Origin of the sequence: Lactococcus taiwanensis, from assembly GCF_014905395.1 — a bacterium.
In the GTDB taxonomy this organism is placed as follows: Bacteria; Bacillota; Bacilli; order Lactobacillales; family Streptococcaceae; genus Lactococcus; species Lactococcus taiwanensis.
On record NZ_BNDT01000003.1, the window covers coordinates 89,809 to 115,379 of the forward strand.

A 25,571-nucleotide genomic window follows, 5' to 3' on the forward strand; every position below is an offset into this window, starting at 1 on the left:
GGTTAACGGAGTAAATGAAAAAATTAAAAGATATTAAAATTTCAGGGATTAGTCTCCCCCTCTATGCCTTCTTTATGATTGTTATTATCGTAACGATTGCATTAGGAAAATTACCACTTAATATGGTCGGGATTACTTTACTTTTGGTGGCTTTAGGGCACTTGCTCTATTTCATTGGTGAAAAGTTACCGATTATGAACTCCTATCTTGGAGGGGGTTCAGTCTTTACACTGATTGGTGCTACCCTTCTATCCTTTTTCCATATTATTCCTTCAAATGTAATTAGTGCTGTAGGAGATTTCATGGGTGGTCAATTTGGCTTCCTTGATTTCTACATCGCTGCGCTCATTTGTGGTTCTATTTTGGGAATGAACAGAAGTTTGCTGGTTAAAGCATCAGCTAAATTCATCCCAGTTGCATTAGTAACGATGGTTGTTGGGTTCTTTGCTGTTGGTGGAATGGGAATGCTGCTTGGTGAAGGTTTTGCCCATTCTGTTATGTATGTTTCAATGCCAATGATGTCAGGTGGTATGGGTGCAGGGATTACCCCCCTTTCTCAAATCTATGCTGACGGTTTAGCGCATGGAAATCAAGCAGCTATTTTCTCTCAATTAGCTCCTGCAGTAACTTTTGGTAATATCATCGCGATTATTGGTGCGCTTTCTATTGCGAAAATTTTCGCTAAGAGCAAATACAATGGTCACGGTACCTTAGTAGAAGCTACGAAAGAAGAATTGGAAAAACCAAAAGTTAAGCTTGACGCTACAAAAATCGGTGTGGGTATGCTTTTTGCCTTCTCCCTCCTGATGGTCGGAATGATTCTTAACAAATTTGTTCCTAATGTCCATGCTTATGCCTTTATGATCATTATTGTCTTTGTGCTCAAAGCACTCAATGCTGTCCCTAAAGAATTGGAAGATTCTGTCGTAATGTTCAATCAAGTCATCATGACAAATCTGACCCATGCTGTTTTAGCTGGGATTGGTTTAGCTTTGATTGACTTAACAACTTTGGAGTCAGCTTTGACATGGCAGTTCATCGTCCTTTGCTTGACAAGTGTTGTTGCAATGGGCTTGACAAGCTGGTTCTTAGGCTTGGTACTTGGCATGTATCCTGTTGAAACAGCCATTGGAGCTGGTATGATTAACAACTCTATGGGTGGTACAGGAAACATCGCTGTCTTATCAGCGTCTGACCGTATGGAAATGATTGCCTTTGCGCAAATGGCTAATCGCCTTTGTGGAGCTATTGTTTTGATTATGGGTGGAATATTGATCCGTTTCTTCTATGGATGAGTTTTTCTAAAGTGATAAAATGTCAAATTTATTTTTGAAAAATAACCAACCTACTGACTTATGTCAGTAGGTTTTTTCTATTTTGGAGCTTTTGAGAGTACATAGAAATTACTGACCATTTGGTCAGTAAAAAAAGCGAATTTTGTCAGTATTTTTGTGTTGACATCAGCTTTTTTTGTGCTATAATAAAAGTGTAGATAAATTGATATATACCAATTTAGGAATGGAGCATAAAAAATTGAAAGTTATTGTTGTTAAAAACCAACTTGAAGGCGGAAAAATTGGCTTTGATCTTTTGAAAGAAGCGATTGAAAATGGGGCGAAAACACTCGGACTTGCTACAGGTTCAACACCAGTTGAATTTTATAATCAAGTTGTGAATTCAGATCTTGATTTTACTGACATGACCTCAGTCAACTTGGATGAGTATGTAGGGCTTGATGGTTCAAATGACCAATCTTACCGTTACTTCATGAACAAACATTTGTTTGAAGAAAAACCATTTAAAGAAAACTTCTTACCAAACGGAAAAGCTGCGGATTTAGATGCTGAAGTGAAACATTACGATGAAATTATTGCTGAACATCCTATCGATTGGCAAATTCTTGGTATCGGTCAAAATGGACATATTGGTTTCAATGAGCCAGGTACACCTGCAGACATCACCACACATGTGGTAGACCTCGAAGAAAGTACAATCAAAGCCAATGCACGTTTCTTTGAATCTGAAGCAGATGTTCCACGCCAAGCTATTTCTATGGGCTTAGCTTCAATTATGAAATCTAAAAATATTGTTTTGATGGCTTACGGTAAAGAAAAAGCTGAAGCAGTCAAAGGCATGATCGAAGGTGAAGTAACAGTAGATTTGCCAGCTTCAATTCTTCAAACACGTGACAATGTGACAGTAATTGCTGACGAAGCAGCCGCTTCATTATTAAGCAAATAAAAAAGACCTCTTCGGAGGTTTTTTCTTATAAAAAATACTGACAGAGCTGTCAGTATTTTTATTTTATTGTCATTTTTTGTATAAACGATGGTTATCCAAAATCTCTGAAACGGAATAAGGTGTAGGATCATCAAAAGTTTTGTTGTGGTTCAAATCTAACTTTTCTTCAAACATGACTTCATACTCTGCAATATTCAGGCGTTTACGAGCATCCAACATAGATTGATGTTCCACCTTTCTTAGTTGTTGCTCATAACCCTCTACTAACTCACCAGAGAAGAATTCAGCAACAGTGCCAGAGCCATAGCTAAAAAGTCCAATTCGGTTGCCTGCTGCTAGCTCACCATTTTCTAAAAGTGAGATGAGACTCAAATATAAAGAACCTGTATAAAGATTCCCTACACGGCGGTTATAGACGATGCCGTTTTCAAATTGTACCATCAACTCATCAGCGTTTTGAGGTTTTTTCTTTTCTAACATCGGCATGAGTGCTTTTTTACCCATTTTGGTGTAAGGAGTATGGAAAGCGAGTGCTGCAAAATCTTCAAAACTCAAAGAGGTACGGCGTTCATATTCTTCCCAGATTTGAGCAAAAGCATTGATATAGGTCGCATTTGAAAATTGTCCATCAACAGAAGGATAAGCCTGTCCAAATGGACGCCAAAAATCGTAAATGTCTTGTGTGAGCGCGACGTTATCATTATTTAATTTCAAAATACGTGGGTTAGCACTAACGAGCATGGCAACGCTCCCAGCACCTTGTGTAGGTTCACCACCAGTATTTAAACCATATTTGGCAATGTCTGAAGCGATGACTAGCACTTTTACATCAGGATTTAAACGGACATGATCACAAGCTAAGGCTAAACCTGCAGTTGCAGAATAACACGCTTCTTTCATTTCGATGCTGCGTGCAAAAGGTTGGATTCCCAACAGATCATGAACGACCACCGCAGATGCTTTTGATTCGTCAACACTTGACTCAGTGCCAACAATCACCATATCAATCGCTTTTTTATCTTCTTCACTCAAGAGAGGAGCGGCAGCGTTTGTGGCAAAAGTAATAATATCTTGAGTAGTCGGATTAACAGCCATCTCGTCTTGACCAATCCCAATATGAAATTTAGCAGGATCCACGTCCCGCGCTAAAGCCAAATCTGTCATATCCACAAAAGTGTTTGGAACAAAAAAGGCAAGTTTATCAATACCAACGTTCATAGCATAAAAATTTTCTCATCTAATTAAAAAAATGAGAAACTCCTTTCAAAATGTCTTTCAGAATGCTTCAATTTTATCATAAAAATGGCTGAAATCATAGCTGTGCTACCTTGTTGTTTGATTCTAATTTATCTTACTATTGTAAAGAGACTTTGACAAATGTCTTTTAAAATATGCTATAATGGCTTTCGGAGGTTTACTCGTGAAAGAAATTGTAATCATTGACGCTTTGCGCACACCCGTTGGAAAATACGATGGTGCACTCGCTGAATATACAGCAGCAGACCTTGGAACGCATGTCGTTTCAGCACTACTAAAAAAACATGTACAACTAAAAGAAGATATTGATCAAGTCATTTTCGGAAATGTCCTTCAAGCAGGAAACGGGCAAAATGTCGCCCGACAAATTACTATTAATAGTGGACTTTCCGCAGAAGTGCCAGCTTCTACGATTAATGAAGTCTGTGGCTCAGGAATGAAAGCTGTAATATTGGCCAAACAACTTTTACAACTGGGAGAGGCTGAAGTAGTTATCGCTGGTGGCACCGAGTCGATGTCACAGGCCCCTATTCTCAAAGATAGAAAAACTGACAAAGAAAGCCTCAGCATGTTATCAGATGGTTTGATTGATGCATTTTCCGGTATTTCTATGGGAATCATCGGTGAAACCATCTCCGAACAATTTGGAGTGAGCCGAGCTGATCAAGATCAGTTTGCCCAAAATTCACAAGAAAAAGCTGTTGCGGCCCTACAAGCTGGTGTTTTTCAAGAGGAGATTGTACCTGTTGGCGAGTTTAAAGATGACGAGGCACCACGGCCTACCTCAAGCCTAGAAAAATTAGCAACACTTCGTACCGCCTTTAAAGAAAACGGAACCGTGACCGCTGGTAATTCTTCGCCTGTTAATGATGGAGCCTCTGCCTTAATTTTGACTACAAAATCCTATGCACAAGCTCATGATATTCCTTATTTAGCGGAGCTTGTTGATAGTACTGAAGTAGGAATTGATCCTGCAATTATGGGCGTTTCACCAATAAAAGCAGTTCAAAAGCTTTTGAACCGTACAGGTCTTGAATTGGCGGATATCGATCTCTTTGAAATTAATGAAGCTTTTGCGGCATCTAGCGTGGCTGTTAATCGTGAACTTCAGCTTGATGAGAGTAAGGTAAATATTTATGGGGGAGCAATTGCCCTTGGCCATGCTATTGGCTCAAGTGGTTCACGTTTGCTTACTACACTAGGATACGCCTTACAACGTGAAGAAAAACGATATGGTATTGCAACACTCTGTATTGGGGGCGGCTTAGGGTTAGCAGTCTTATTGCAGAACCCAAATTACAGGGATTAATCTTGTGAAGAAGCTTAGAAGTAGAGCTTGTATTTTGATGGAGGATTGCCCAGAACTTCTGGGCATTTTGTAAATGGAAAAGAAATTTTATCAATTGACCCCAGCCCAACGCCGTGCCACTCTAAACCTTTCTAAAAAGCACCAAGAAATTTTAGAAAATATGGCCTTAGACGCAGATATTGCGAATAACCTCATTGAAAATCAGATTTCAGAGTTTGAGCTTCCTATGGGCCTTGCACGGAACTTTGTGGTAAATGGGCACACTTACCAAGTACCGATGGTGACAGAAGAACCCTCTGTTGTTGCTGCTGCTAGCAATGGTGCAAAAATTGCAGGGGAGTTTACCGCAGAGGTTATACAACGGCTCATGCGTGGCCAGATTGTCTTTTATGACATACAAGCACCTGAAAAAGTATTGCAAAAGCTTGAAGAAGAAGAAGCACGCATCTTTCAGTGCGCTATCGAAGCCTACCCTTCTATCGTGAAACGTGGCGGTGGTTTAAGACACTACGGAACCCGGATCTTTGAAGAAGAAAAATTTTTATCGGTCGATTTTAAAATTGATGTGAAAGATGCCATGGGAGCTAATATCACCAATTCAATTTTAGAAGGGCTGTCACAGCTTTTTCGAGAGTGGTTTCCCCAAGAGCAGATTTTGTTTAGTATCTTATCCAACTATGCTACGGAATCGTTAGTTAAAGTAAGCTGTGATATCCCTGTAGCAAATCTCTCAAAAGAGGGAAAAGGTCAGGAAGTTGCTGAAAAAATTGTTGCTGCATCACGCTTTTCTAAATTAGATACTTATCGTGCCACAACGCACAATAAAGGCATTATGAATGGGATTAATGCTGTGGTACTGGCGACGGGAAACGACACACGAGCTATTGCTGCGGGGATTCATGCTTACGCTGCAAAAGATGGAAGTTATCAAGGACTCGGTACATGGCAAACCCACAACGATAAGTTACATGGTGAGTTGATTGTGCCACTTCCTGTAGCAACAGTAGGAGGCGGAGTGAAAGTTCTTCCAAAGGCGCAAACTGCTTTAGAAATCTTGGGTGTTAAAGAGGCCAAAATTTTAGCACAGATTATTGCTTCTGTGGGCCTTGCACAAAATCTTGCAGCACTGAGAGCCTTGGTCTCAGAAGGGATTCAGCAGGGACATATGAGTTTACAGGCGCGCTCACTTGCATTATCAGTAGGTGCAAAAGGAGAAGAAGTATCTAAAATTACCGCACGTCTTCGTCAAGAAAAAATCATGAATCAAGCTGTGGCAATGAATATCCTTGAAGAGTTAAGAAAAAACTAACCTACCCCATTTCCTCGTATAGGATAATTTGCTATTTTATAACCCTGTCAAGATTTTTTCTTGACAGACTTCTTTTTGTCTGCTATAATGTTAGAGTAATAAGATAAGAAAAGGAAATATAAAAATGTCTGTAAAAATTCGTTTGACTCGTATGGGTTCTAAGAAAAAACCATTCTACCGTATTAATATCGCTGATTCACGTTCACCACGTGATGGTCGTTTCATCGAAACAGTTGGGACTTACAACCCACTTGTTGCTGAAAACCAAGTAACTTTGAAAGAAGAACGCGTATTGGAATGGTTGAGCAATGGAGCACAACCCTCAGATACAGTTCGTAACATCCTTTCAAAAGAAGGCGTTATGAAGAAATTCCACGAATCAAAACTTTCTAAATAATAATTTTATGAAGGCTGCTTTTTAGCAGCTTTTTGTACAGGAAAAGACAACTCACAGATTGATGGACTTGTTAAAACAAGTTAGAGTAGAGGTAAGTAATGCAAAAAGATGTGAAAGAACTGGTAATGACAATTGTAAAACCATTGGTAACCGAGCCTGATGAGGTTTCACTAGAGCTTATTGAGGGAGAAGAATTCATGGAATATCACCTCAGAGTTGCTGATGGTGACATTGGAAGGATTATTGGACGTCAAGGACGGATTATCCAAGCGATTCGTACAGTGGTTTATTTTGTTCCTGTAGAAGGTAAAAAAGTTCGTCTGCTTGTTGATCAATAAAAAATGAAAAGCTCACATGGTGGGCTTTTTTTATTGTATGAAAAATTATGTTAGAATGAAAAATATTGATTAACAATTGTAGATACAATCGGTTATAAATATAAATAAACTGATTTTTTATATAGGTGGAATAATGGATAAGAAAAAAGGAATCTTATTAGTAGCTTTGGGAACTCCGCGCTCATGTGAAGCAGATGATGTGAGGGATTATTTAAAAGAATTTTTAGGTGACCCTCTTGTTATACAAAAACCAAGATGGCTTTGGTTGCCGATTTTAAATGGAATTATTTTAAAAGTGAGACCGCAAAAATCAGCAGAGATGTATAAACAAATCTGGACAGACGAAGGTTCCCCGTTGATGATTTACACAGTAGCACAAGCAAAGCAACTGCAAGATATGCGTGGAGATCTTGAGGTTCGTTTTGCCATGACTTACGGAGAGCCACGCATTGATAAAGTCATCACTGAGATGAAAGCTTCTGGGGTTGAGGAAATTACGGTGCTTCCACTTTATCCTCAGTATTCTTTAACAACAGTTGAACCTGTAATTCAACAGGTTAAAAAAATTGATGATAGGATAAAAGTAATTAGAGATTTCCACAAAGTAGAATCTTACAGCGAATTACTGGCAGAGTCTATTAGAGAAAAATGGCAAGCAAAGGACTATGATAAATTGGTTCTTAGCTACCATGGAATTCCCATGTCCTACGTGACCAAGAAAAAAGATGTTTATGAAGAGCAATGTAAAGAAACAACACGTTTGGTAGTAAGTAAACTTGGTTTGAGGGAAGAAGAATACGAGCATACTTATCAATCAAAATTTGGTCCTGAAAAATGGCTAGAACCTGCGACTATTGATAGAGTTGCTGAACTTCCCAAGGAAAATGCTAAAAAAGTATTGATCTGTTCACCAGCATTCGTTGCAGATTGTTTAGAAACTTTGTTTGAATTAGAAATCGAAAATAAAGAAGTATTTGTTGAAAATGGGGGAGAAACATTTGATTTTGTTCATCCTTTCAATGATTCTTTCGACTTTACGAGGGTGTTAAGTGAAGTCATTGACCAAAATAAGAGCTGAGAAATAAAAAAATAGCACAATGTGAGAGAAAAAATAGGATTTGTTATAATGGTTCTTAAGATGCTAAAATAGTAAGGAAAGCCAATGAAAAAACAGTATGAAATTATTTCAATGAAAGACCATTACCGAATTCGCCTTGGAATTTTTGAGCCAGAACAAAAAGCAAAAGCAGTAGTTCAGTTAGTTCATGGATTTGGCGAATATACCGGTCATTATCTCTATTTAATCAATGCATTAGTCAACGCTGGTTTTATTTGCGTAATGCATGATCAGAGAGGACATGGTGTTTTGGCAGCTGCTAAACCGAAGCTTCAAGGACGAGCTAGAGCTTATGAGAGCCTAATTAGTGATGTATTGGAAGTAAGAAAAATAATTGGTAAAAAGTATCCAAAATTACCAGTTTATCTGTTTGGACATAGCATGGGTGGAAATATTTCTCTTAATGTTCTTTTGAGAAATGTTGAACATCAAAAGCTCTACCAAAAAGCAGTAATTGAATCTCCTTGGTTGGCCTTAACTAATCCACCAGCTCTACTCCTTCAGAAATTGGCAGGTCTCTTGGGAAAAATAAGTCCAAATGTTAGAGTTCGCACAGGTTTAAAAGTTGAAGCAATTTCCCGTCGAAATGATTTAGTAGATTTGGTAACTAAAGATGGAATATACCACGAACTTCTTTCTTTGCGACTCTTTTCACAGATTATGGAGGCAGGCCGTTTTGCGCAAAGTCAGGCTGCAAACTTGAAAATACCCACTTTATTATTCTGTGGTGAATCAGATCAGATTTGTTCGCCCGTTGCGATTCGTTCATTTGCAAACAATGCGGGTGAAAATCTGGAATTAATAGAGGTTGCAGAGGGTTATCATGCGCTTCATTTAGATACTGAAGCAGAGGACTTTATTGAAAAAACTAAAGATTTTTTTCTAAAATAAATATTAAAGTAATGTGGAAGAAAAGATATAAAAGTGTCGTTCGTTTCGAAGGGCTCTTTTATTAATGGATTCAAGAAATAAATTTATTTTGCTTTCGGTATTTTCTCGTAATCCTTTCCAATATAAAATAGACTTAAAAAATAGTTTCATTTAAATCAGGGTCTATCAGGTATGGTATAATTGGAGAATGGAAAAATTTTACAAGGTAGGAACAATTGTTAACACGCAAGGACTTCAAGGTGAAGTCCGTGTAATGCCCACAACAGATTTTGCTCAAGAACGCTTTTCAAAAGGGGCAATTTTGGCGCTTTTTGATGATAAGGATAATTATGTTCAAGAGTTGAAGGTAAAGTCTGGGCGCCCTCAAAAGAATTTTTATGTTGTTAAATTTGAAGGCTTTTATCATATTAATGATGTTGAAAAATATAAAGGCTATGTAGTTAAAATTGCCGAGCAAAACCAGGAAGATTTAGAAGATGGTGAATTTTATTATCATGAAATCATTGGCAGTGATGTCTATGAAAATGATGTCTTAATAGGTCAAATATCCGAGATACTTCAACCTGGGGCTAATGATGTCTGGGTGGTGAAACGTAAAGGGAAACGTGATTTATTATTGCCTTATATTCCACCTGTTATTTTGAATGTTGATGTGGCAAATCACCGTGTAGATGTTGAAATTATGGAAGGATTAGATGACTAAAAATGAGAGTTGATATTTTAAGTATCTTTCCTGAAATGTTTGCGCCGCTCGACCAATCCATTGTTGGTAAAGCTCAAGAAAAAGGAATTTTAGAGCTTTATACGCATGATTTTCGGGAACAAGCCAAAAATAAACAGCGTCATGTTGATGATATGCCTTACGGTGGAGGTCAAGGGATGCTTTTAATGCCTCAACCGATATTTGACACTATGGATTTGATTCCACAAAATGAAGAGAAACCAGCACGTGTCATCCTTTTGGATCCCGCTGGGAAAAAATTTGATCAAAAAATGGCTGAAGAGCTAGCTGAAGAGGAACAATTAATCTTTATTTGCGGGCATTATGAAGGCTATGATGAGCGGATTAAGCAACTTGTCACCGATGAGGTGTCTTTAGGTGACTTTGTTTTGACAGGGGGTGAAGTAGCTGCCACTGTGATGATTGATGCAGTGGTGCGTCTCTTACCCGGAGTTTTAGGCAAGGAAGCAAGTCATGAGGATGATTCTTTTTCAAGTGGTTTGCTAGAATACCCTCAGTACACTCGGCCACAAGAGTACAGGGGGATGAAGGTCCCAGAAGTCTTAATGAGCGGGCATCATGAAAATATCCGTAAATGGCGCTTAGAGGAATCTTTGAAAAAAACGCTCGCACGGCGACCAGATTTACTTGAGCAATATGAAATGAATGAAGAAGAAGAAAAAATTTTACAAGAGTTAAGTGAAAAAGCTCAAGATATGGTAAAATAAAGTAGTAATTGAAATGAACAGGTAAAACCTTGTTAATCTTTTTCGATCCATCTTTTTGATGTTTCTTTTAGAATGAGATAAGGTCAGCTAAATTACTAATAATGATGAGGAATGGAGCGAGTTTAAAGATGACTTTAACTATTGAACGTGAGCAAGAGTTTGTTAACCAATTTCACTATGACGCACGTAACTATGAATGGGAAAAGGAAAATGGTACACCTGAGACAAGTCTGAATGTCCAATTTCAATTGGTTCCGACAGACACTTTAGAGCGTGTAAGTGAGGAGGATACCGCAATCCATGCAGTTTTAACTTACATGATTGTCTTAGATAATATTGTGCTTTCTGGTTTTGTAAGTCAGCTGAATTACATCCGCGGACGTGTACTCAAAGAACAAGAAGAACTAGAACAAGAAGAACTGACGCAATTGGCTGCGCCTCTGTTTGATTTATTGAAGCGCCTTGTCTATGAAACAACGGAAGTTGCGTTGGATCAGCCCGGAATTAATTTGGAATTTTAACTTAACGAATAAACTTTTATGAAATTAGCTATTATAACTGATACATCAGCAGATATTGCTGAAAAATATAAAAAATACGAGAATCTTTTTGTTTTAAATATCCCAATCTCCATTGATGGTGTTGATTACGATATGTCAAAAATTTCTCCAGAAGAGTGGTTCGACTTGATGGAAACGGCACAGGATGTGCCTAAAACCTCGCAACCTAGCGTGGCGGAGTTGGAGCTATTACTGCAAAAACTTGAAAAAGAAGGGTATACCCACGTTTTAGGGCTCTTTTTGCCAGCCGCAATTTCTGGCTTTTATCAAAATGTTTTTTACTTGCAAAATGAGTTTGATAAAATGGTTGTCAACTTTCCAGAAACTTTTATCACATCAAGCCCTTTGGGCTATATGGTAGAAACAGCTTTGGATTTAGCTGAATCTGGGGCAGATTTTGATGAAGTTTTTACAAAATTTGAAGAGCAGCGCGAGGGAGACCGTGCTTATATGTTGGTCGATGATTTACATTGGCTAGCTAAAGGTGGACGTCTATCTAACGGAGCTGCTGTGCTGGGGACCTTATTGAATATTAAACCTGTCCTCACGTTTAGTACTGATGGTAAAGTTGAGGTTTTTGAAAAAGTACGAACCGTTAAAAAAACAATGAGTCGGATGAAAGAGCTGTTGCTTCAAGAAGCACAAGATCGGTCAGCTTACAAAGTTTATATCATTCAAACACGAGCCGAAGAACGTGCTCAAGAGCTTTATGATTACGCAATTGAGCAAGGTTTTGATGATGTAGAAATGGCTACTTTTGGTCCTGTTATCGCGACCCATTTAGGCTTAAATACGGTGGCTTATGCCATCTCACCCAAAAAATGAAGTTAGGCACGTTTTAACGTGCTTTTCTCCCATAATAAATTATCAGAAAAATCAAAATTGAGGTGCAAATCATGAATAAAGTGAAGATTATTGTTGCAGGCTACCGAGGAAAAATGGGCAGTGAAGCGGTACAGATGATTTTGAAGAACGATGAGTTTGAATTGGTTGGACTGCTGGGACATCATGAGGTGGTTTCTGAAGCATTTGGCGTACCTGTTTTTAATAAAAAAGAAGAGCTGATCGGTCTGTCAGCAGATATCTGGTTGGATTTGACCGCTCCGTCTGTGGCTTATGAAAATACGCGCTTTGCTATGGAAGCAGGCTTTCGTCCAGTAGTGGGAACTTCAGGATTTACTGAAGAAGAAGTGACGGAGTTGGTCCGACTGTCTCGTGTAAAACATCTTGGAGGCTTGATTGCACCAAATTTTGCCCTGGGGGCGGTCTTGGTCATGCAATTTTCAAAAATCGCTGCACAGTATTTTCCAGACGTAGAAATCATTGAATTGCATCATGATGCCAAGAAAGATGCTCCTTCGGGGACGGCGCTTAAAACAGCTGAATTGATGGCTCAAGTGCGTCAAGCTCACTATCAAGGGGCAGCAAATGAAACGGAAAGTTTGGCTGGTGCACGCGGGGCGGAATTTGAAGGAATGCGGATTCACTCGGTTCGTCTTCCTGGACTTGTCGCCCATCAGGAGGTGCTTTTTGGAGGTAAAGGAGAAGGCCTAACCTTACGGCATGACTCTTATGAGCGTTCAAGTTTTATGACGGGTGTTGCCTTAGGAATAAAAAAAGTGATGCAAGCTAAAGAGCTTTACTATGGCTTGGAACATTTTTTGGATTTGTAAGTCGGGAAAGTAAAATGCGGTTACTGACAGGTTGGTCAGCAGATAATGAGGAATAAAAATGGAAAATATCGTGATTCGGCAGTTAGAACAAACGGACAAAGAGGCCTTTTTACGTTATGCTGCAGACTGGAAGAAAGAGACGAGTCCTTTTAAAATCGAGGCAACAGAGCGCTATCCTAACTTTAAGGCAGAAGACTTTGAGGCTTATCAAACTGATCTTCGTCGACAAGAAACAACTCCTAAACAAACGGACTATTCTACAGCAACACATTATTTTGCTTTTGTGGAGGGTGAAATAGCTGGAGAAGTAAGCTGTCGCTGGCAGATTGAAAAAGGGATCCTTTTAGAGTGGGGCGGTCATATTGGCTACGGTGTGGCACCTTCTTTTCGAGGACGTGGGCTGGCGCAAGAAATGGTGAAGTTTGTGCTCCCTGAATACCGCAAGCGAGGGATTTCACGGGTTATGATATCAGCTGATGAGGGAAATTGGGCAAGTCGTAAGACGATTGAAGCTGTTGGTGGCCTCTTGGAAAACACGGTTTTGGTAGAGGATGAGAGGGTGTGTCGCTACTGGGTGGAACTTCCTTAAAAATGTTGAACGGGCGGCTACTTATGGTTTGGTCAGTAACTTTTGAGTTTAAAAGTGGGGTCAAGCCCCGTTTTTTTGTTAAAAAATGATAAAATATTAATATGAAATTAGATAAATTACCTGTGGAGTTTTTGCAGGCTCTGCCGGTTTTAAAAAAAATAATTGCGCACGGGTTTGAGGCTTATTTTGTCGGAGGATCGGTGCGGGATGTCCTATTGGGACGTGAAATACATGATGTTGATATTGCAACGAGTGCTTATCCTGAGGAAATCAAAGCTATTTTCCCCCATACGATTGACGTGGGAATTGAGCATGGCACGGTGCTTGTTTTAGCTGGGAAGTCCGAAGCCGAGCACTATGAAATCACAACGTTTCGAACGGAGTCGCAATATACAGATTATCGGCGACCTGACCATGTAGACTTTGTGCGTGATTTGCGAGAGGATTTGAAGCGACGGGATTTTACGGTCAATGCCTTTGCTTGTGATGTCAATGGTGAGATTATTGATTTGTTTGATGGTCTGACTGATCTATCAGAACGTCGGTTGCGAGCAGTAGGCTCGGCATTAGCTCGCTTCAATGAGGATGCCCTTAGAATAATGCGTGCTCTGCGCTTTGCTTCAACCTTGGACTTTAAAATTGAACAAGAAACTTTTCAAGCCATGTGTGAGCGAGCGCCTTTATTAGAAAAAATATCGGTGGAGCGACTCTTTATTGAGTTGGATAAATTATTATTAGGTAAGGACTGGCGCAATGGTGTCGAGCTCTTAATCAGTGCTCAGGCCTGGAAATTTTTGCCAAATTTTCAACAGGATGCCTTAGAAAAGTTACTGACAGACTTGTCAGTAGACTTTCAGTTCGAAAATTCTGAGCAAGCTTGGGCAGCTCTTTTGACAAAGTTTGAGCAGGTAGATGTGAAAGCTTTTTTACGTCAATGGAAAGTGTCGAATGAATTTTCTAAAGCTGTGGCTGATTTGGTTGAAGCCTATGGACTTGAGGAATGGACTTTGATGAGTCTTTATCGTTTTGGAAGTGATAAGGCACGTTTAGTAGATGACTTGAAGAGGGCCAGTGGCATTGCTGTTGACCCTAAAAAAGTACAATTGCTGGATAAGGCTTTACAAATCCATCAGCGCAGCGAAATTGTCGTGGCTGGTAAAGATTTGATGGAAGAGTTTGCCATAAAACCAGGACCTGCTTTAGGAAAAATGCTTAAACGTATTGAAGAAAAAATTGTCCGAAATGAATTACTCAACGAACGCCAAGCCATTTTCGCTGAAGTAAGCCAAGCGCTAACTAAGGAAAAAAGTTTTTAGAACAACAAAAAATAGAAAAGGAAAAAATATGAAAATCGAAAATCGTCGTAAAGGTTCATGTACTACTGTACTTGTTGGAAGAAAAGCCTCAATTGATGGCTCTACTATGATTGCGCGCAATGATGACGGTCATGAGGCCCTTGATCCTCAACGTTTTGTAGTCGTTCATCCAGATGAACAACCGCGTCACTACAAAGCAGTCTTATCTGGATTAGAACTTGATTTGCCAGATAATCCTTTGCGCTATACATCAACACCGAATGCGGTTTTAGCCGAAGGAATTTGGCCAGCAGCTGGGATTAATAGTGAAAATGTTGCTATGTCAGCAACAGAAACCATTACCACTAACCCACGTATTTTAGGTTTAGATCCTTATGTTGCAGATGGAATGGGAGAAGAAGATCTGGTTACTCTGGTCTTGCCTTATGTAAAAACTGCGCGTGAAGGCGTCGAACGTTTAGGGGAGCTGTTAGCGACTTATGGGACTTATGAACCCAATGGGATTGCTTTTGCAGACCACAAGGAAGTGTGGTGGTTAGAAACAATTGGCGGCCACCACTGGGCAGCTGTGCGCATTCCTGATGATGCCTATGTTGTCGCGCCAAATCGGATGAATATTGATGATTTCAAATTTAATAGTGAAGGTTATCTTTGCTCCAGTGATTTGAAAAACTTGATTGATGAAAATTATTTGAATCCTGACCTAGAAGGCTATGAAACGCCTTATAATTTACGTCATATCTTCGGCTCAAGCTCTATTAAAGATTCCGTTTATAACAATCCACGGACTTGGTACGGCCAAAACTTCTTGGGAACCGTCTCCGAAGATCCTCAAAATCAAGAATTGCCATTTATCTGTGAGGCAACTCGTAAGATCACGGTAGAAGATGTGAAATTTGTCCTTTCTAGTCACTTTGAAAATACAAGCTATGATCCTTACGGCACAACTAACACTCCAGAAGAACGCAAACTTTTCCGTCCTATCGGAATTAACCGTAATCATAGTGTGCACATTTTACAAGTAAGAAATCATGTGCCAAAAGAGTTAGCGGGTGTGCAATGGTTGGCTTTTGGTGCCAATACGTTCAATCATGTTGTACCTTTCTATACAGCGATTAGTGATACACCAGCTTGCTATCGCGATGCCAAAGGTGAATATGACCCAACAAACATGTATTGGTTATCTGCCACCACCGCTGTGCTCGGTGATAGCAATTATGATTTGTTTGTGGACTTGCGCAACACTTTTGAATTAAACACCATGGCAAAATTCCATGAGATTCAAAATGAAACGGATCGTGGCTTTGATGCTGCCACCGATAAATTAGCACATTTGACAGAGGCCAATGAAAAATTAGCTGCTGTAGCTTTCAAAAATCAAACCGAACTTTTGGGTCGGATGGTTGTCCTTGGCTCAGCTAATATGAAATTGCGTTTTGACTTTAACGACTAGTAAAAAAAGAAAGTAGCGTTTAAGCTGCTTTTTTTAACATTGGCGTCAGCAAAATAAAGTGGTATAATACAAATGACAAGCTGGTCAGCTAAAATTTTACCCCTATCGGCTCAAGAAGTACTTGCAAAGGAAAAGAGATGAATTCACGAAAATTTAGAAAAACTAAAAAACATACGGGACGTAATATTATTATTGTCTTGTTATCACTTGTAGTCCTTCTTGGATTGATTGCCTTTGGGGCGGTCATGTTAGAGCGCAAAGTTATCTCTACAAAGATGGACAGTGTGGTTTCAAAAATTGTACCAGACACCTCCAGCCTAACAGAAACATCGAGTGGTACGGCTTCTGAAGTCAAGTCTGCCACTCCGTCAGCCATCGCCAACCAACTTAATGAAAATACTGACAGCATCGTCAGCCAATCTCAAGGTTTGATCGATCAGGCTCAAGCAACAAGTGATGAGAACGGAGTGACTTATACTTTAAAAAGTTCGAAGTTAAATAAAACAACCGTCAATGCTGCGCTCTTAACAAACGGTGATCAAGTAGAAACAATCGCCAACCAAGCCTTAGAAGCCATGAAAAACGCTGGCGTCAGTCAACCCAAACTAAAAATTAATGTGACGGATGCGCAAGGGAATATTATTAAGACCGTTTCTTACACCAAATAAACTGTTTGATAAACGCCAATAAGTGGACTGACCGCTTGGTCAGTAAGCCCCGTACACAAAGAAGTACAAAATCAGCCCTGTCATTACCGACGGGCTTTTTTATGGTATAATCGAAGCAGTAGATTACAGAAAATAGGACAGATAAATGGCAGATTTCATTGCACAAAACTTAACAAAATCCGTCGGAGAAAAAACCGTCTTTGATCAGATTAATTTTATTATTCACGATTTGGATCGTATTGGACTCTTGGGAGTTAATGGTACAGGAAAAACAACTTTACTTAACGTCATTGCAGGACAGACTAGTTTTGATGGGGACCTTTCGCCTTTTGAGCATCCCCAAAACTACAAAATTACTTACTTAACACAAGAACCAGACTTTGATCCAGCAACAAGTATTTTAGACACCGTTTTAGATGATAGCTTACCACAAATGCGAGCGATTAAAGCTTATGAAGCGGCACTTTTGGAGATGGATAACCTTAATCAGTTTGAAAGAGCGCAAGCTGAAATGGATCGACTCAATGCTTGGCAAGTAGAAGCAGATGTTAAATCTGTCCTAACAAAGCTTAATTTGCCAGAGCCATCCGTGCTTATCGGGAGCTTATCTGGGGGACAAAAGCGGCGCGTGCAACTTGCCCAAGCTTTGGTTAATGATTCGGATCTCCTTTTACTTGATGAACCGACAAACCATCTTGACGTGGAAACCATCACTTGGCTTCAAAATTACCTGAAAAATGCACGCCGTACGGTTCTTTTTGTTACGCACGACCGTTATTTTCTTGACAATGTAGCCACACGAATCTTTGAACTTGAAAATGCCGGCTTAAAAGAGTATCAGGGGAATTATCAAGATTATTTAGCTAAAAAAGCTGAAGACGAGGAACGGGAAGTAGCCGCAAGCCATAAAGCCAAACAGCTCTACAAAAGTGAATTAACTTGGATTCGTAAATCGCCCCAAGCTAGAGCGACCAAACAGCAAGCCCGCATTGATCGCTTTGACACTTTGAAAGAAAGTCTAAAAACACCTAAAGCGTTGGGAGATTTAGAGTTGAATATTGCCAGCACGCGACTTGGTAAGAAAGTAGTGAACTTTAAGTCAGCCCGTTTTTCTTATCCTGATCGCCCCATTTTTGAAGACTTTGATTTGATTGTCCAACCTCACTCACGTTTGGGGATTGTGGGGGATAACGGTGTAGGAAAATCGACTCTCCTCAATATTATTGCTGGAGAATTGGCCTTAACGGGAGGAAGCTTAGAGATTGGAGAAACGGTTAAGATTGGATATTTCAGTCAAGAAATTCGAGGGCTTGATGAAAACAAACGAATGATTAATTTCTTAGAGGAAGTGGCATCAGCAGCTCACAATAGCAGTGGTGAGAATATCTCTATTGTCAACCTCTTGGAGCAGTTCCTTTTTCCTAGATCGAGTCACGGGACGCTTATATCAAAACTTTCAGGTGGAGAGAAAAAGAGACTTTACCTGCTGAAGATTCTCTTATTACAGCCTAACGTTTTACTTTTGGATGAGCCCACTAATGATTTGGATATTGCCACATTAACGGTCTTAGAAAACTTTCTATCCACCTTCCCAGGCGCTGTTTTGACTGTTTCGCATGACCGCTATTTTCAAGATAAAGTCTCCAATGAGTTATTAGCCTTTGAAAAGGGTAAAATTAATCATTATTTTGGGGCTTACAGTGATTATCTTGCTGTAAAAACAGCAGAAAAAGCAACTGACAGGGCTGTCAGTAAAAATGAGAAGCCGGTACACATCCCATCAACGGCAAGCACTGATAAGCCAAAGTTGACTTATATGGAGAAAAAAGAATGGGAAACCATTGAAAATCAAATTGCTGAAATTGAAGCACGAATTTCAGAAATAGATACAGAAATGAATGAAAATGGCTCGGATACAGAACTTTTACTTACTTTACAAAAAGAATTAGACCATACCACAAAAGAACTTGAAGAAAAATACGAACGTTGGGAATACTTATCAGAAAGGGCTGAAGAACAATGACCACGCAAGAACTTATCGAAACACTGCAAAAACTTCCCCAAGAAGCAACTGTCAAAATTATCCAAAATGACCTAAGTGGGGAGCGTTTTTTTGATGTCAACACTGTTGAAAATCTTGCGCGTGTCCGAGTGACCACAGCTGGTGTAGAAACAGTCGATACCGTAATTATCGGGATTTAAAAGGGAAAAAAAGACCAAAGTCGCTCTATTGCTACGTTGGTCTTTTTATTCCTTCTTCGTCCTCAAGCCCGTCTTGTTAACTTTTGTTCTTGTCTTCCCTTTTTTCATGGTATAAAATAGGGATGGTACAAATACAAATGCTTTAGAGTGATTAGAGGAAATAAGATGTTTGATAAGAAAAGAAGAATAAGCAAAGAAGCACAGGAACTTCTCACAGAAGTTTATGACTTTATTCTAGAGGATAGCCTTCGAGACAAAGAACGTCAGATAGGGCTTTTGGCTAAAAATGATTTAGAAAAGGGCAGATATACACTTGCTGTACCCACGCAGCTGAGAGCAAGCCTCCAAAGAGAAGCTCTAAACATGCCTTTGAGTCCTCAAGCTCTCGCTTTTTATAAAAGACTTGCTCCGCGTATCAATAAAATGGCTCCCCTTGGAACTAATAGAGGAAACATGGTGGTAGGGAGAAGTTACTTGGATTAGAAAACACATGTTTCTTTTCACCCGGGGGGATTTTTACGTTTTGTTATTTAAAAAGCTGAAACAGTTTGCTTCAGCTTTTTTATCTAATGTTTTTTTCTTGAAAAGTTGAATTTTCTTTTGAAACGTTGTAAAGCAAGGTAGCGCTCGCGCGCATTATGCATGGCTTGATAACGTTTAGGATCTTTTTTATAAAATTGCTGATGATATTCTTCGGCAGGCCAAAAAGTTTTCGCTTCTTCAATAGGCACAACAATTGGCTTATCCCATTCCCCTGATTGTTCCAAGGCTTGTTTACTGGTCTGAGCAGCTAAGCGTTGTTCCCTACCGTCTACAAAAATGACGGGTCGGTAGTTGGCGCCACGGTCATAGAACTGACCATCAGCATCGGTTGGATCAATTAAAGTCCAGTAGATTTCTAGTAATTCATTATAAGTAATGATAGAGTTGTCAAATAAAATCTCTACGGCTTCGGTATGTCCAGTTGCCTTTGAGATAACCTCATCATAAGTAGGATGTTCCACATTGCCCCCAGTATAACCGCTGGTTACGGCAATAATACCTGGACGTGTCTCAAAAGGCTCAACCATACACCAAAAACATCCTCCTGCAAAGATAGCGCGTTCTGTACTCATCGTAGACTCCTTTCTGAGTTGGGTGCACTCATTTATTTCATTATAACATGATAAGAGAGGACAAAGATGAGGTTTGTCTCGTCAATTGATAACAAAGTTTACCCTTTAAGGTTAAAGAATAAACTATTTTATGATAGAATATATAAAAATAGAAAAGAGGTGCCCCTTTTGACGCTCAAAACCACATTCGCTCACTATGAATTTTCTAATCCTTTAATGAACGCTTCCGGTGTTCATTGTATGACGACCCAAGAGTTAGACGAGTTATTACAGTCCCAAGCAGGAGCCGTGATTACTAAGAGTTCAACACTTGAAAAACGTGCAGGAAACCCAGAGCCTCGTTATGTAGATTTAAGTCTGGGGAGTATCAATTCGATGGGGCTTCCCAACCTAGGTTTTGATTATTACTTGGAGTATGTCCTAGAAAAGCAAAAAGACACTTCTATAAAAGGTCCCCTCTTTTTCTCTGTCGCTGGAATGAGTGCTAAAGAAAATATCGAGTTGCTCCAAAAACTTCAAGAAAGTGCGTTTGATGGGATTACTGAGTTGAACCTGTCATGTCCCAATGTACCGGGTAAACCCCAACTGGCTTACGATTTTGAAGCAACCGAGGCACTCCTAAAAGAAGTTTTTAGTTTCTTTAAAAAACCACTTGGAATTAAATTACCTCCTTATTTTGATTTGGTTCATTTTGATACGATGGCTGAAATTTTAAATCAATTCCCTCTTACCTATGTCAACTCTGTAAATAGCGTTGGGAATGCGCTTTTCATTGACCCCGATACAGAAGCAGTGGTCATAAAGCCTAAAGATGGTTTTGGGGGCTTAGGTGGACAATATATCAAACCTACCGCTTTGGCAAATGTACGGGCTTTTTATACTCGCCTCAAACCAGAAATTAAAATTATTGGTACGGGTGGGATAGTAACAGGTCAAGATGCCTTCGAACACTTGCTTTGTGGAGCTAGTCTTTTACAAATCGGTACGGCACTACACCAAGAAGGACCAGCAATCTTTGAACGGATTACCCGAGAGCTTGAAGAAATCATGGCTCAAAAAGGTTATCAGTCGATTGATGCATTTCGTGGAAAACTTAAAAGCCTTTAATGCTTACAAAAAAACAGGGTCTATCCTGTTTTTTTTATAAGCAAAGGAAAGTCTCACGAAAGGATGTTATAATGGTATTTATAAAATACTAGGAGGAAACTATGACACTCGTGATGACTTTTATAGTCTATTCAGTTATTGGTTGGCTATGGGAGACTTTTTATTGTTCATTAAAAGATAGGCGTTTCGTTTTTCGAGGCTTTTTATTAGGTCCTTATTGTCCGGTTTATGGTTTTGGTGTAGTAGCGGTCTTATTATTAGTCCCTGATTCAGGGAGTTTACTAACCTTATATTTTAACTCTCTTGTGATTGTTACGGTAATTGAGTTTATTGGGAGTTGGTTTCTTGAACGTTTTTTCAATATGAAACTCTGGGATTATTCAAGTTTGCCCTTTAATATTGAAGGCCGTGTTGCGGTCCCTGTCTCACTTTTTTGGGGGATAGGCTGCCTTGTCTTGATTAAGGGGATTAATCCTGTGATACAAAATGCGATTGGAGATTTTATTGAAGCTACAAAGGGAATTGGACCTTGGCTGATTCTTCTGATTTTCTTGACAGATCTTGTCTCAACCTTTATTTTCACGGTTTCGACCAAGAAAGAAGTGCGTGATTTGATTGATGACTCTGACCAAGAGAATGCAGCAGTAAAAGAATTTCGTCTGAAACAGTTGTTTACGAATCGGGCACCACGCCCTAACCGTCAAAAAGTACTCCAATTCTTGAACGATCATCCGCTTAAGTGGCGTCACTATAACTTACGACGAATTATTAAAAACTATCCCAATATTAAATTGACTAAAAGAATTTTAAAAAAATAAAGGGGTGCAAGTCAACTCAATTGACAGAAGTGAACGAAGCGTGCGATAATGAGCTATGAATGAAATAATGGATCAAGAAAAGGCGCTCAATGCCCTTTATAATCTCATTTTAGATCGGCATATTCGTGATTGGGAAAGGTCTTGCTTGTTAACCACAAAGCAACGGATTGAAGTAGGGCGACCGCTCGGTCAAGAACTCGCTCGCTTAGAAGCACAATTGCGCCCACTTGCTTTACGCTATAATTTGACTCCAAAGGTCAATGAATTTTATCAAGCGATAAGTAACAGTAAACTTTTTGGACCAGGGGTTGGCGGAATCATCTAACCGAAGGTGCTGAAGGGTTGGCTAAATCTTGAATATGAGTTAATCAAAAAAACCAGTGAATCCACTGGTTTTTTTATTTTATAGGATTGGGCCGTAGGTATTACTTTTAGTATTAACGTTGACATCAATCACGTTGTAGAAAGCATTATCTGTATCATCTACATCCCAAACGGCTAAGATGACATGATATCCTGTACGGTCGGTTGGCACTGTAACGCTATGGGTCGGATTAGCAGAAGCATTTCCACCATTGTAGTCAATTGTTCCGATGTGTTCCATATCAGCTCGTTTTAGTGGGGCATTTTGATCCCAGCCTGTTTTTGTCATATAGTAGTGCCATTTCGCTGTCTTGTGTGATGCGGTATAGCGCCAAGTAAACAGGTTCGGACCAGAATTGATGGTTGTTTTCTTCCAACGAGTGCTGGTTTGATTATCAAGTACAAAGTCTCCCACAGCACCATCAGCAGAAGCGATGCGACCATCAGCAGGACCAGCTTGAGGATAACCCTTGTCGGCTTCCAGACCTTGTGGATTTGTAATGACATTCCCGTATAAGCTAAGAGCTGCTGTCCAACCTTGGCTATCAAAATCTAGTTTCCCTTGATAAGCTCGTGCAGGGGGCGATTGTACATAGCCATGTGCTGCTACTTTAGGTGTTTGAGTAAATAAGGCTGCTCCTAATACCGAAGTTGTGATGGCTACACCTGCTAAGATTTTTTTCATAGATTTTACCTCTTTTCTTAATTTTTTATAAAGTAAAGAAACCGGAGTCTTTATGTAAGCGCTAAACAAAGTATATCAATTTTTTTATTTTGGCTCAACTAAAATCCTAATGCAAAAATTTATATTATTCCTAAATATAATATTGAATTGAAGTAAGAATAGCTTAACCACAAGGATCATTCAACTTTTAAAGAAAGCGATATCAAAAAGAGCACTTCGCGAGTACAAGAAGTGAAAGATGGCAAAAACGTTCCCTTTTAGAAGGTAGATTTTACCTGTTTTGTAGAGTGTGTTATAATTAAAAGAAATAAAAAATAAAGGAAATTTTATGACTTACGCAGATCAAATCTTTAAACAAAATATCCAAAACATTTTGGAAACAGGTGTTTTTTCTGAAAATGCGCGCCCGAAGTATAAGGATGGTAAAACGGCAAACAGTAAGTATATTACAGGTTCATTTGTGACTTATGATTTGCAAAAAGGAGAATTTCCGATTACGACTTTGCGACCTATCCCCATCAAATCAGCAATCAAAGAGTTGATGTGGATTTACCAAGATCAGACCAGTGAGCTTGCTGTGCTTGAAGAAAAATATGGGGTTAAATATTGGGCCGAATGGGGGATTGGCGATGGAACAATCGGTCAACGTTATGGGGCAACCGTCAAAAAATATAATATTATCGGAAAATTATTGGAAGGTTTAAGTAAAAATCCATGGAACCGTCGTAATATCATCAATCTATGGCAATACGAAGATTTTGAGGAGACAGAAGGGCTTTTACCTTGTGCCTTCCAAACCATGTTTGATGTGCGCAGAGAGGCCGATGGGGAGATTTATCTAGATGCGACACTCATCCAGCGCTCCAATGATATGTTGGTAGCTCATCATATCAACGCGATGCAGTATGTTGCCTTACAAATGATGCTTGCCAAACATTTTTCTTGGAAAATTGGGAAGTTCTTTTACTTTGTTAATAACTTACATATCTACGATAATCAATTTGAACAGGCTAAGACGCTATTAGAGCGCACGCCCTCAGAAAAGAAACCACGTTTAGTTTTAAATGTTCCTGATGGCACCAACTTTTTTGAAATTAAACCTGAAGATTTCGAGCTCATTGATTATGAACCCGTCAAACCTCAATTAAAATTTGATTTGGCGATTTAATAGAACAAAAAGATTACTGACAGCTTCGTCAGTAATTTTTTTGTAAAATTAATAATGTTATGTTGACAAAAGAATTATAAAAGCATATAATGTTTTCAAACAGAAAGAAAAAACGCTTTCAAAGGGAGGGCTTATGAAAAAATTACTTTTGACAACTTTAATTGCGGGGGCTAGTATCGGCCTTGCTACGACCGTCCATGCAGATACCAATGTCTACCGCTTATATAATCCGTATACTGGTGAACATTTTTATACCACGAGTACAACCGAACGTACAGCGGATATTAACGCGGGCTGGGCCTATGAAGGGGTCGGTTGGAATGCACCTAGCAAAGGCGTAGGTGTTTACCGGGTCTATAACCCACATGCACAAGGCGGAGATCACTATTACACAAAAAGTAAATACGAAGCTCAATCCCTTGTGAATAAAGGCTGGCGCTGGGATAATGGAGCACGCCCTGTCTTTTATTCTGGTGGAAAAATTCCGGTTTATGTCGCTTATAATCCTAACACCATGTCAGGGGCCCACAATTATACCGGTAGTCTCTATGAAGAAAACAGTTTGATTCGTAATGGCTGGCGATATAAAGCCGTAGCTTGGCAAGCTGTGAGCCTGCCAAAGACGCCTTACTCGCCTAATAATCCAGTCTTGCAAGAATTTGCCAATGAAATGAATTCCAATAAAAATTCCCTCCTTTCAAATAGTGATGGGACCTATCGAGATGTGAAGGCTTCAGTCAGTGGCAATACTTTGATTGTAACGTTCACTTTGAGTGATAATTATGGAACGCTTAGTGGTGCAGATGCTAATGAAATGAAATCTCAAATGAGACCAAGTTTAGAAAAACTTACAATGTTGTTTAAAGATGCAGGTGTGGCTAATCCTTCCGTGAGATATATCTTTGATAATGCGAACGGAACAGTAGCGCTCGTGGTGACTTACCCATAACACTTTTGATTTAAAGCTTCTTGAGGAGCAGCCAATCTTTGAAATAAAACGGATCAGAATTACTGACGGAGCTGTCAGTAATTTTTTTAACCTATTTGTTCGTTGACGAACAACTTTTAATGTGTTACAATAATTCGTATGCGAACTAATAATCAAGCCATTGGTCGGCTTTTAAAAGTGGCCTCTAATCAGATGGTAAGAGAAGTCGATGCTTTTGCAGCTCAGTTTCATCTCACGGGACAACAGATGCTGATTCTCGATTTTCTTGGCAATGCCTTAGAGTCACAAGACGCAGCAGTACTGACCGCTCCATCAGCAGTAAGTCAAACGATGATTGAGCAGGAATTTAATATTAGACGCTCTACAACCACGGAGATATTGCAACGAATGGAAAAAAGAGCTCTTATCATTCGTCACCCCAGTCCTACGGACGCGCGCCAAAAATTTGTCCAATTGACGGATTTGGGACGACAATATCTACCCGAAATCAAGTCTTTTACTCAGGAACACAGCCAACGTGTTTTAGCGAATTTGTCTGATGAAGAGGTTCGAGCAGTCATAAAATTTCTCAATAATTTCAATAAACAGAAAGCGTAA

The 25,571-nt window shown here is 39.5% G+C and carries 29 protein-coding genes; 26 read left to right on the forward strand and 3 right to left on the reverse strand.

Annotated elements, in window-relative coordinates:
• Positions 1 to 14 precede the first annotated feature (14 nt).
• On the forward strand, positions 15 to 1,295 hold the full coding sequence (locus JKP71_RS04500; RefSeq protein ID WP_075525447.1) for a 2-hydroxycarboxylate transporter family protein: 1,281 nt from the start codon (positions 15 to 17) through the stop codon (positions 1,293 to 1,295).
• 238 nt (positions 1,296 to 1,533) lie between these two features.
• On the forward strand, positions 1,534 to 2,241 hold the full coding sequence (locus JKP71_RS04505; RefSeq protein ID WP_075525448.1) for a glucosamine-6-phosphate deaminase: 708 nt from the start codon (positions 1,534 to 1,536) through the stop codon (positions 2,239 to 2,241).
• 69 nt (positions 2,242 to 2,310) lie between these two features.
• Here JKP71_RS04505 and JKP71_RS04510 read toward each other — a convergent pair whose 3' ends face one another.
• On the reverse strand, positions 2,311 to 3,459 hold the full coding sequence (locus JKP71_RS04510; RefSeq protein WP_200407175.1) for a hydroxymethylglutaryl-CoA synthase: 1,149 nt from the start codon (positions 3,457 to 3,459) through the stop codon (positions 2,311 to 2,313).
• 202 nt (positions 3,460 to 3,661) lie between these two features.
• Between JKP71_RS04510 and JKP71_RS04515 the strand changes: the two genes are divergently transcribed.
• From JKP71_RS04515 to JKP71_RS04600, 18 genes are all read left to right on the forward strand, one after another.
• Positions 3,662 to 4,807, forward strand: a complete 1,146-nt coding sequence (locus tag JKP71_RS04515) for a thiolase family protein (protein ID WP_200407176.1) — start codon at positions 3,662 to 3,664, stop codon at positions 4,805 to 4,807.
• Between the two features lie 73 nt (positions 4,808 to 4,880).
• Positions 4,881 to 6,116: a hydroxymethylglutaryl-CoA reductase, degradative gene (locus JKP71_RS04520; RefSeq protein ID WP_200407177.1), complete on the forward strand. Its 1,236-nt coding sequence runs from the start codon at positions 4,881 to 4,883 to the stop codon at positions 6,114 to 6,116.
• 124 nt (positions 6,117 to 6,240) lie between these two features.
• On the forward strand, positions 6,241 to 6,513 hold the full coding sequence (rpsP, locus tag JKP71_RS04525; RefSeq protein WP_075525451.1) for a 30S ribosomal protein S16: 273 nt from the start codon (positions 6,241 to 6,243) through the stop codon (positions 6,511 to 6,513).
• A gap of 98 nt (positions 6,514 to 6,611) precedes the next feature.
• A complete protein-coding gene (locus JKP71_RS04530; RefSeq protein WP_075525452.1) occupies positions 6,612 to 6,851 on the forward strand; it encodes a KH domain-containing protein in 240 nt (79 codons plus the stop codon).
• 133 nt (positions 6,852 to 6,984) lie between these two features.
• Positions 6,985 to 7,929 carry a ferrochelatase gene (gene hemH, locus JKP71_RS04535; RefSeq protein WP_200407178.1) on the forward strand — a complete coding sequence of 315 codons (945 nt, stop codon included), beginning with the start codon at positions 6,985 to 6,987 and terminating at the stop codon, positions 7,927 to 7,929.
• Positions 7,930 to 8,013: 84 nt separating this feature from the next.
• Positions 8,014 to 8,859, forward strand: a complete 846-nt coding sequence (locus JKP71_RS04540; protein WP_200407179.1) for an alpha/beta fold hydrolase — start codon at positions 8,014 to 8,016, stop codon at positions 8,857 to 8,859.
• Between the two features lie 187 nt (positions 8,860 to 9,046).
• Positions 9,047 to 9,562 (forward strand): ribosome maturation factor RimM, encoded by a 516-nt coding sequence (rimM, locus tag JKP71_RS04545; RefSeq protein WP_075525455.1) that lies wholly within the window; start codon positions 9,047 to 9,049, stop codon positions 9,560 to 9,562.
• 2 nt (positions 9,563 to 9,564) lie between these two features.
• Positions 9,565 to 10,308: a tRNA (guanosine(37)-N1)-methyltransferase TrmD gene (trmD, locus tag JKP71_RS04550; RefSeq protein WP_200407180.1), complete on the forward strand. Its 744-nt coding sequence runs from the start codon at positions 9,565 to 9,567 to the stop codon at positions 10,306 to 10,308.
• 128 nt (positions 10,309 to 10,436) lie between these two features.
• Complete coding sequence (locus JKP71_RS04555) at positions 10,437 to 10,829, forward strand: DUF1149 family protein (protein WP_075525457.1); 393 nt, start codon at positions 10,437 to 10,439, stop codon at positions 10,827 to 10,829.
• Positions 10,830 to 10,847: 18 nt separating this feature from the next.
• Positions 10,848 to 11,693, forward strand: coding sequence for a DegV family protein (locus JKP71_RS04560; RefSeq protein WP_200407181.1), 846 nt, complete (start codon positions 10,848 to 10,850; stop codon positions 11,691 to 11,693).
• Between the two features lie 71 nt (positions 11,694 to 11,764).
• Positions 11,765 to 12,541 carry a 4-hydroxy-tetrahydrodipicolinate reductase gene (dapB, locus tag JKP71_RS04565; protein WP_200407182.1) on the forward strand — a complete coding sequence of 259 codons (777 nt, stop codon included), beginning with the start codon at positions 11,765 to 11,767 and terminating at the stop codon, positions 12,539 to 12,541.
• Positions 12,542 to 12,599: 58 nt separating this feature from the next.
• A complete protein-coding gene (locus JKP71_RS04570; protein WP_200407183.1) occupies positions 12,600 to 13,130 on the forward strand; it encodes a GNAT family N-acetyltransferase in 531 nt (176 codons plus the stop codon).
• A gap of 101 nt (positions 13,131 to 13,231) precedes the next feature.
• Positions 13,232 to 14,446 carry a CCA tRNA nucleotidyltransferase gene (locus JKP71_RS04575; protein WP_200407184.1) on the forward strand — a complete coding sequence of 405 codons (1,215 nt, stop codon included), beginning with the start codon at positions 13,232 to 13,234 and terminating at the stop codon, positions 14,444 to 14,446.
• Between the two features lie 28 nt (positions 14,447 to 14,474).
• On the forward strand, positions 14,475 to 15,899 hold the full coding sequence (locus JKP71_RS04580) for a C69 family dipeptidase (protein ID WP_200407185.1): 1,425 nt from the start codon (positions 14,475 to 14,477) through the stop codon (positions 15,897 to 15,899).
• A gap of 137 nt (positions 15,900 to 16,036) precedes the next feature.
• Positions 16,037 to 16,567 (forward strand): hypothetical protein, encoded by a 531-nt coding sequence (locus tag JKP71_RS04585; protein ID WP_200407186.1) that lies wholly within the window; start codon positions 16,037 to 16,039, stop codon positions 16,565 to 16,567.
• A 145-nt stretch (positions 16,568 to 16,712) separates the two neighbouring features.
• Positions 16,713 to 18,590 carry an ABC-F family ATP-binding cassette domain-containing protein gene (locus tag JKP71_RS04590; protein WP_200407187.1) on the forward strand — a complete coding sequence of 626 codons (1,878 nt, stop codon included), beginning with the start codon at positions 16,713 to 16,715 and terminating at the stop codon, positions 18,588 to 18,590.
• Positions 18,587 to 18,769 carry a hypothetical protein gene (locus tag JKP71_RS04595; protein WP_075525465.1) on the forward strand — a complete coding sequence of 61 codons (183 nt, stop codon included), beginning with the start codon at positions 18,587 to 18,589 and terminating at the stop codon, positions 18,767 to 18,769. The genes JKP71_RS04590 and JKP71_RS04595 overlap by 4 nt, the downstream gene beginning before the upstream one ends.
• A 165-nt stretch (positions 18,770 to 18,934) precedes the next feature.
• Positions 18,935 to 19,252 carry a bacteriocin immunity family protein gene (locus tag JKP71_RS04600; protein WP_200407188.1) on the forward strand — a complete coding sequence of 106 codons (318 nt, stop codon included), beginning with the start codon at positions 18,935 to 18,937 and terminating at the stop codon, positions 19,250 to 19,252.
• An 83-nt stretch (positions 19,253 to 19,335) separates the two neighbouring features.
• Here JKP71_RS04600 and msrA read toward each other — a convergent pair whose 3' ends face one another.
• The gene (gene msrA / locus JKP71_RS04605; protein WP_200407189.1) at positions 19,336 to 19,884 is read right to left on the reverse strand and encodes a peptide-methionine (S)-S-oxide reductase MsrA; all 549 of its coding nucleotides are present in this window, start codon (positions 19,882 to 19,884) and stop codon (positions 19,336 to 19,338) included.
• Positions 19,885 to 20,052: 168 nt separating this feature from the next.
• On the opposite strand from msrA, the gene JKP71_RS04610 reads away from it, so the two are divergent.
• The 3 genes from JKP71_RS04610 (at position 20,053) to JKP71_RS04620 (ending at position 22,134) form a co-directional block, all read left to right on the forward strand.
• On the forward strand, positions 20,053 to 20,991 hold the full coding sequence (locus tag JKP71_RS04610) for a dihydroorotate oxidase (RefSeq protein ID WP_200407190.1): 939 nt from the start codon (positions 20,053 to 20,055) through the stop codon (positions 20,989 to 20,991).
• 101 nt (positions 20,992 to 21,092) lie between these two features.
• The gene (locus tag JKP71_RS04615; RefSeq protein WP_200407191.1) at positions 21,093 to 21,809 is read left to right on the forward strand and encodes a putative ABC transporter permease; all 717 of its coding nucleotides are present in this window, start codon (positions 21,093 to 21,095) and stop codon (positions 21,807 to 21,809) included.
• A gap of 55 nt (positions 21,810 to 21,864) precedes the next feature.
• Positions 21,865 to 22,134 carry a bacteriocin immunity family protein gene (locus JKP71_RS04620; protein ID WP_200407192.1) on the forward strand — a complete coding sequence of 90 codons (270 nt, stop codon included), beginning with the start codon at positions 21,865 to 21,867 and terminating at the stop codon, positions 22,132 to 22,134.
• Between the two features lie 78 nt (positions 22,135 to 22,212).
• Here JKP71_RS04620 and JKP71_RS04625 read toward each other — a convergent pair whose 3' ends face one another.
• Positions 22,213 to 22,857, reverse strand: a complete 645-nt coding sequence (locus JKP71_RS04625; RefSeq protein ID WP_200407193.1) for a lytic polysaccharide monooxygenase auxiliary activity family 9 protein — start codon at positions 22,855 to 22,857, stop codon at positions 22,213 to 22,215.
• Positions 22,858 to 23,185: 328 nt separating this feature from the next.
• Here JKP71_RS04625 and JKP71_RS04630 point away from each other — a divergent pair, with 328 nt between their 5' ends.
• The 3 genes from JKP71_RS04630 (at position 23,186) to JKP71_RS04640 (ending at position 25,571) form a co-directional block, all read left to right on the forward strand.
• On the forward strand, positions 23,186 to 24,025 hold the full coding sequence (locus JKP71_RS04630; protein ID WP_075525471.1) for a thymidylate synthase: 840 nt from the start codon (positions 23,186 to 23,188) through the stop codon (positions 24,023 to 24,025).
• A gap of 133 nt (positions 24,026 to 24,158) precedes the next feature.
• Positions 24,159 to 24,974, forward strand: a complete 816-nt coding sequence (locus JKP71_RS04635; protein WP_200407194.1) for a DUF4854 domain-containing protein — start codon at positions 24,159 to 24,161, stop codon at positions 24,972 to 24,974.
• Positions 24,975 to 25,112: 138 nt separating this feature from the next.
• Entirely contained in the window at positions 25,113 to 25,571 is a 459-nt protein-coding gene (locus tag JKP71_RS04640) for a MarR family winged helix-turn-helix transcriptional regulator (protein WP_200407195.1), read from the forward strand.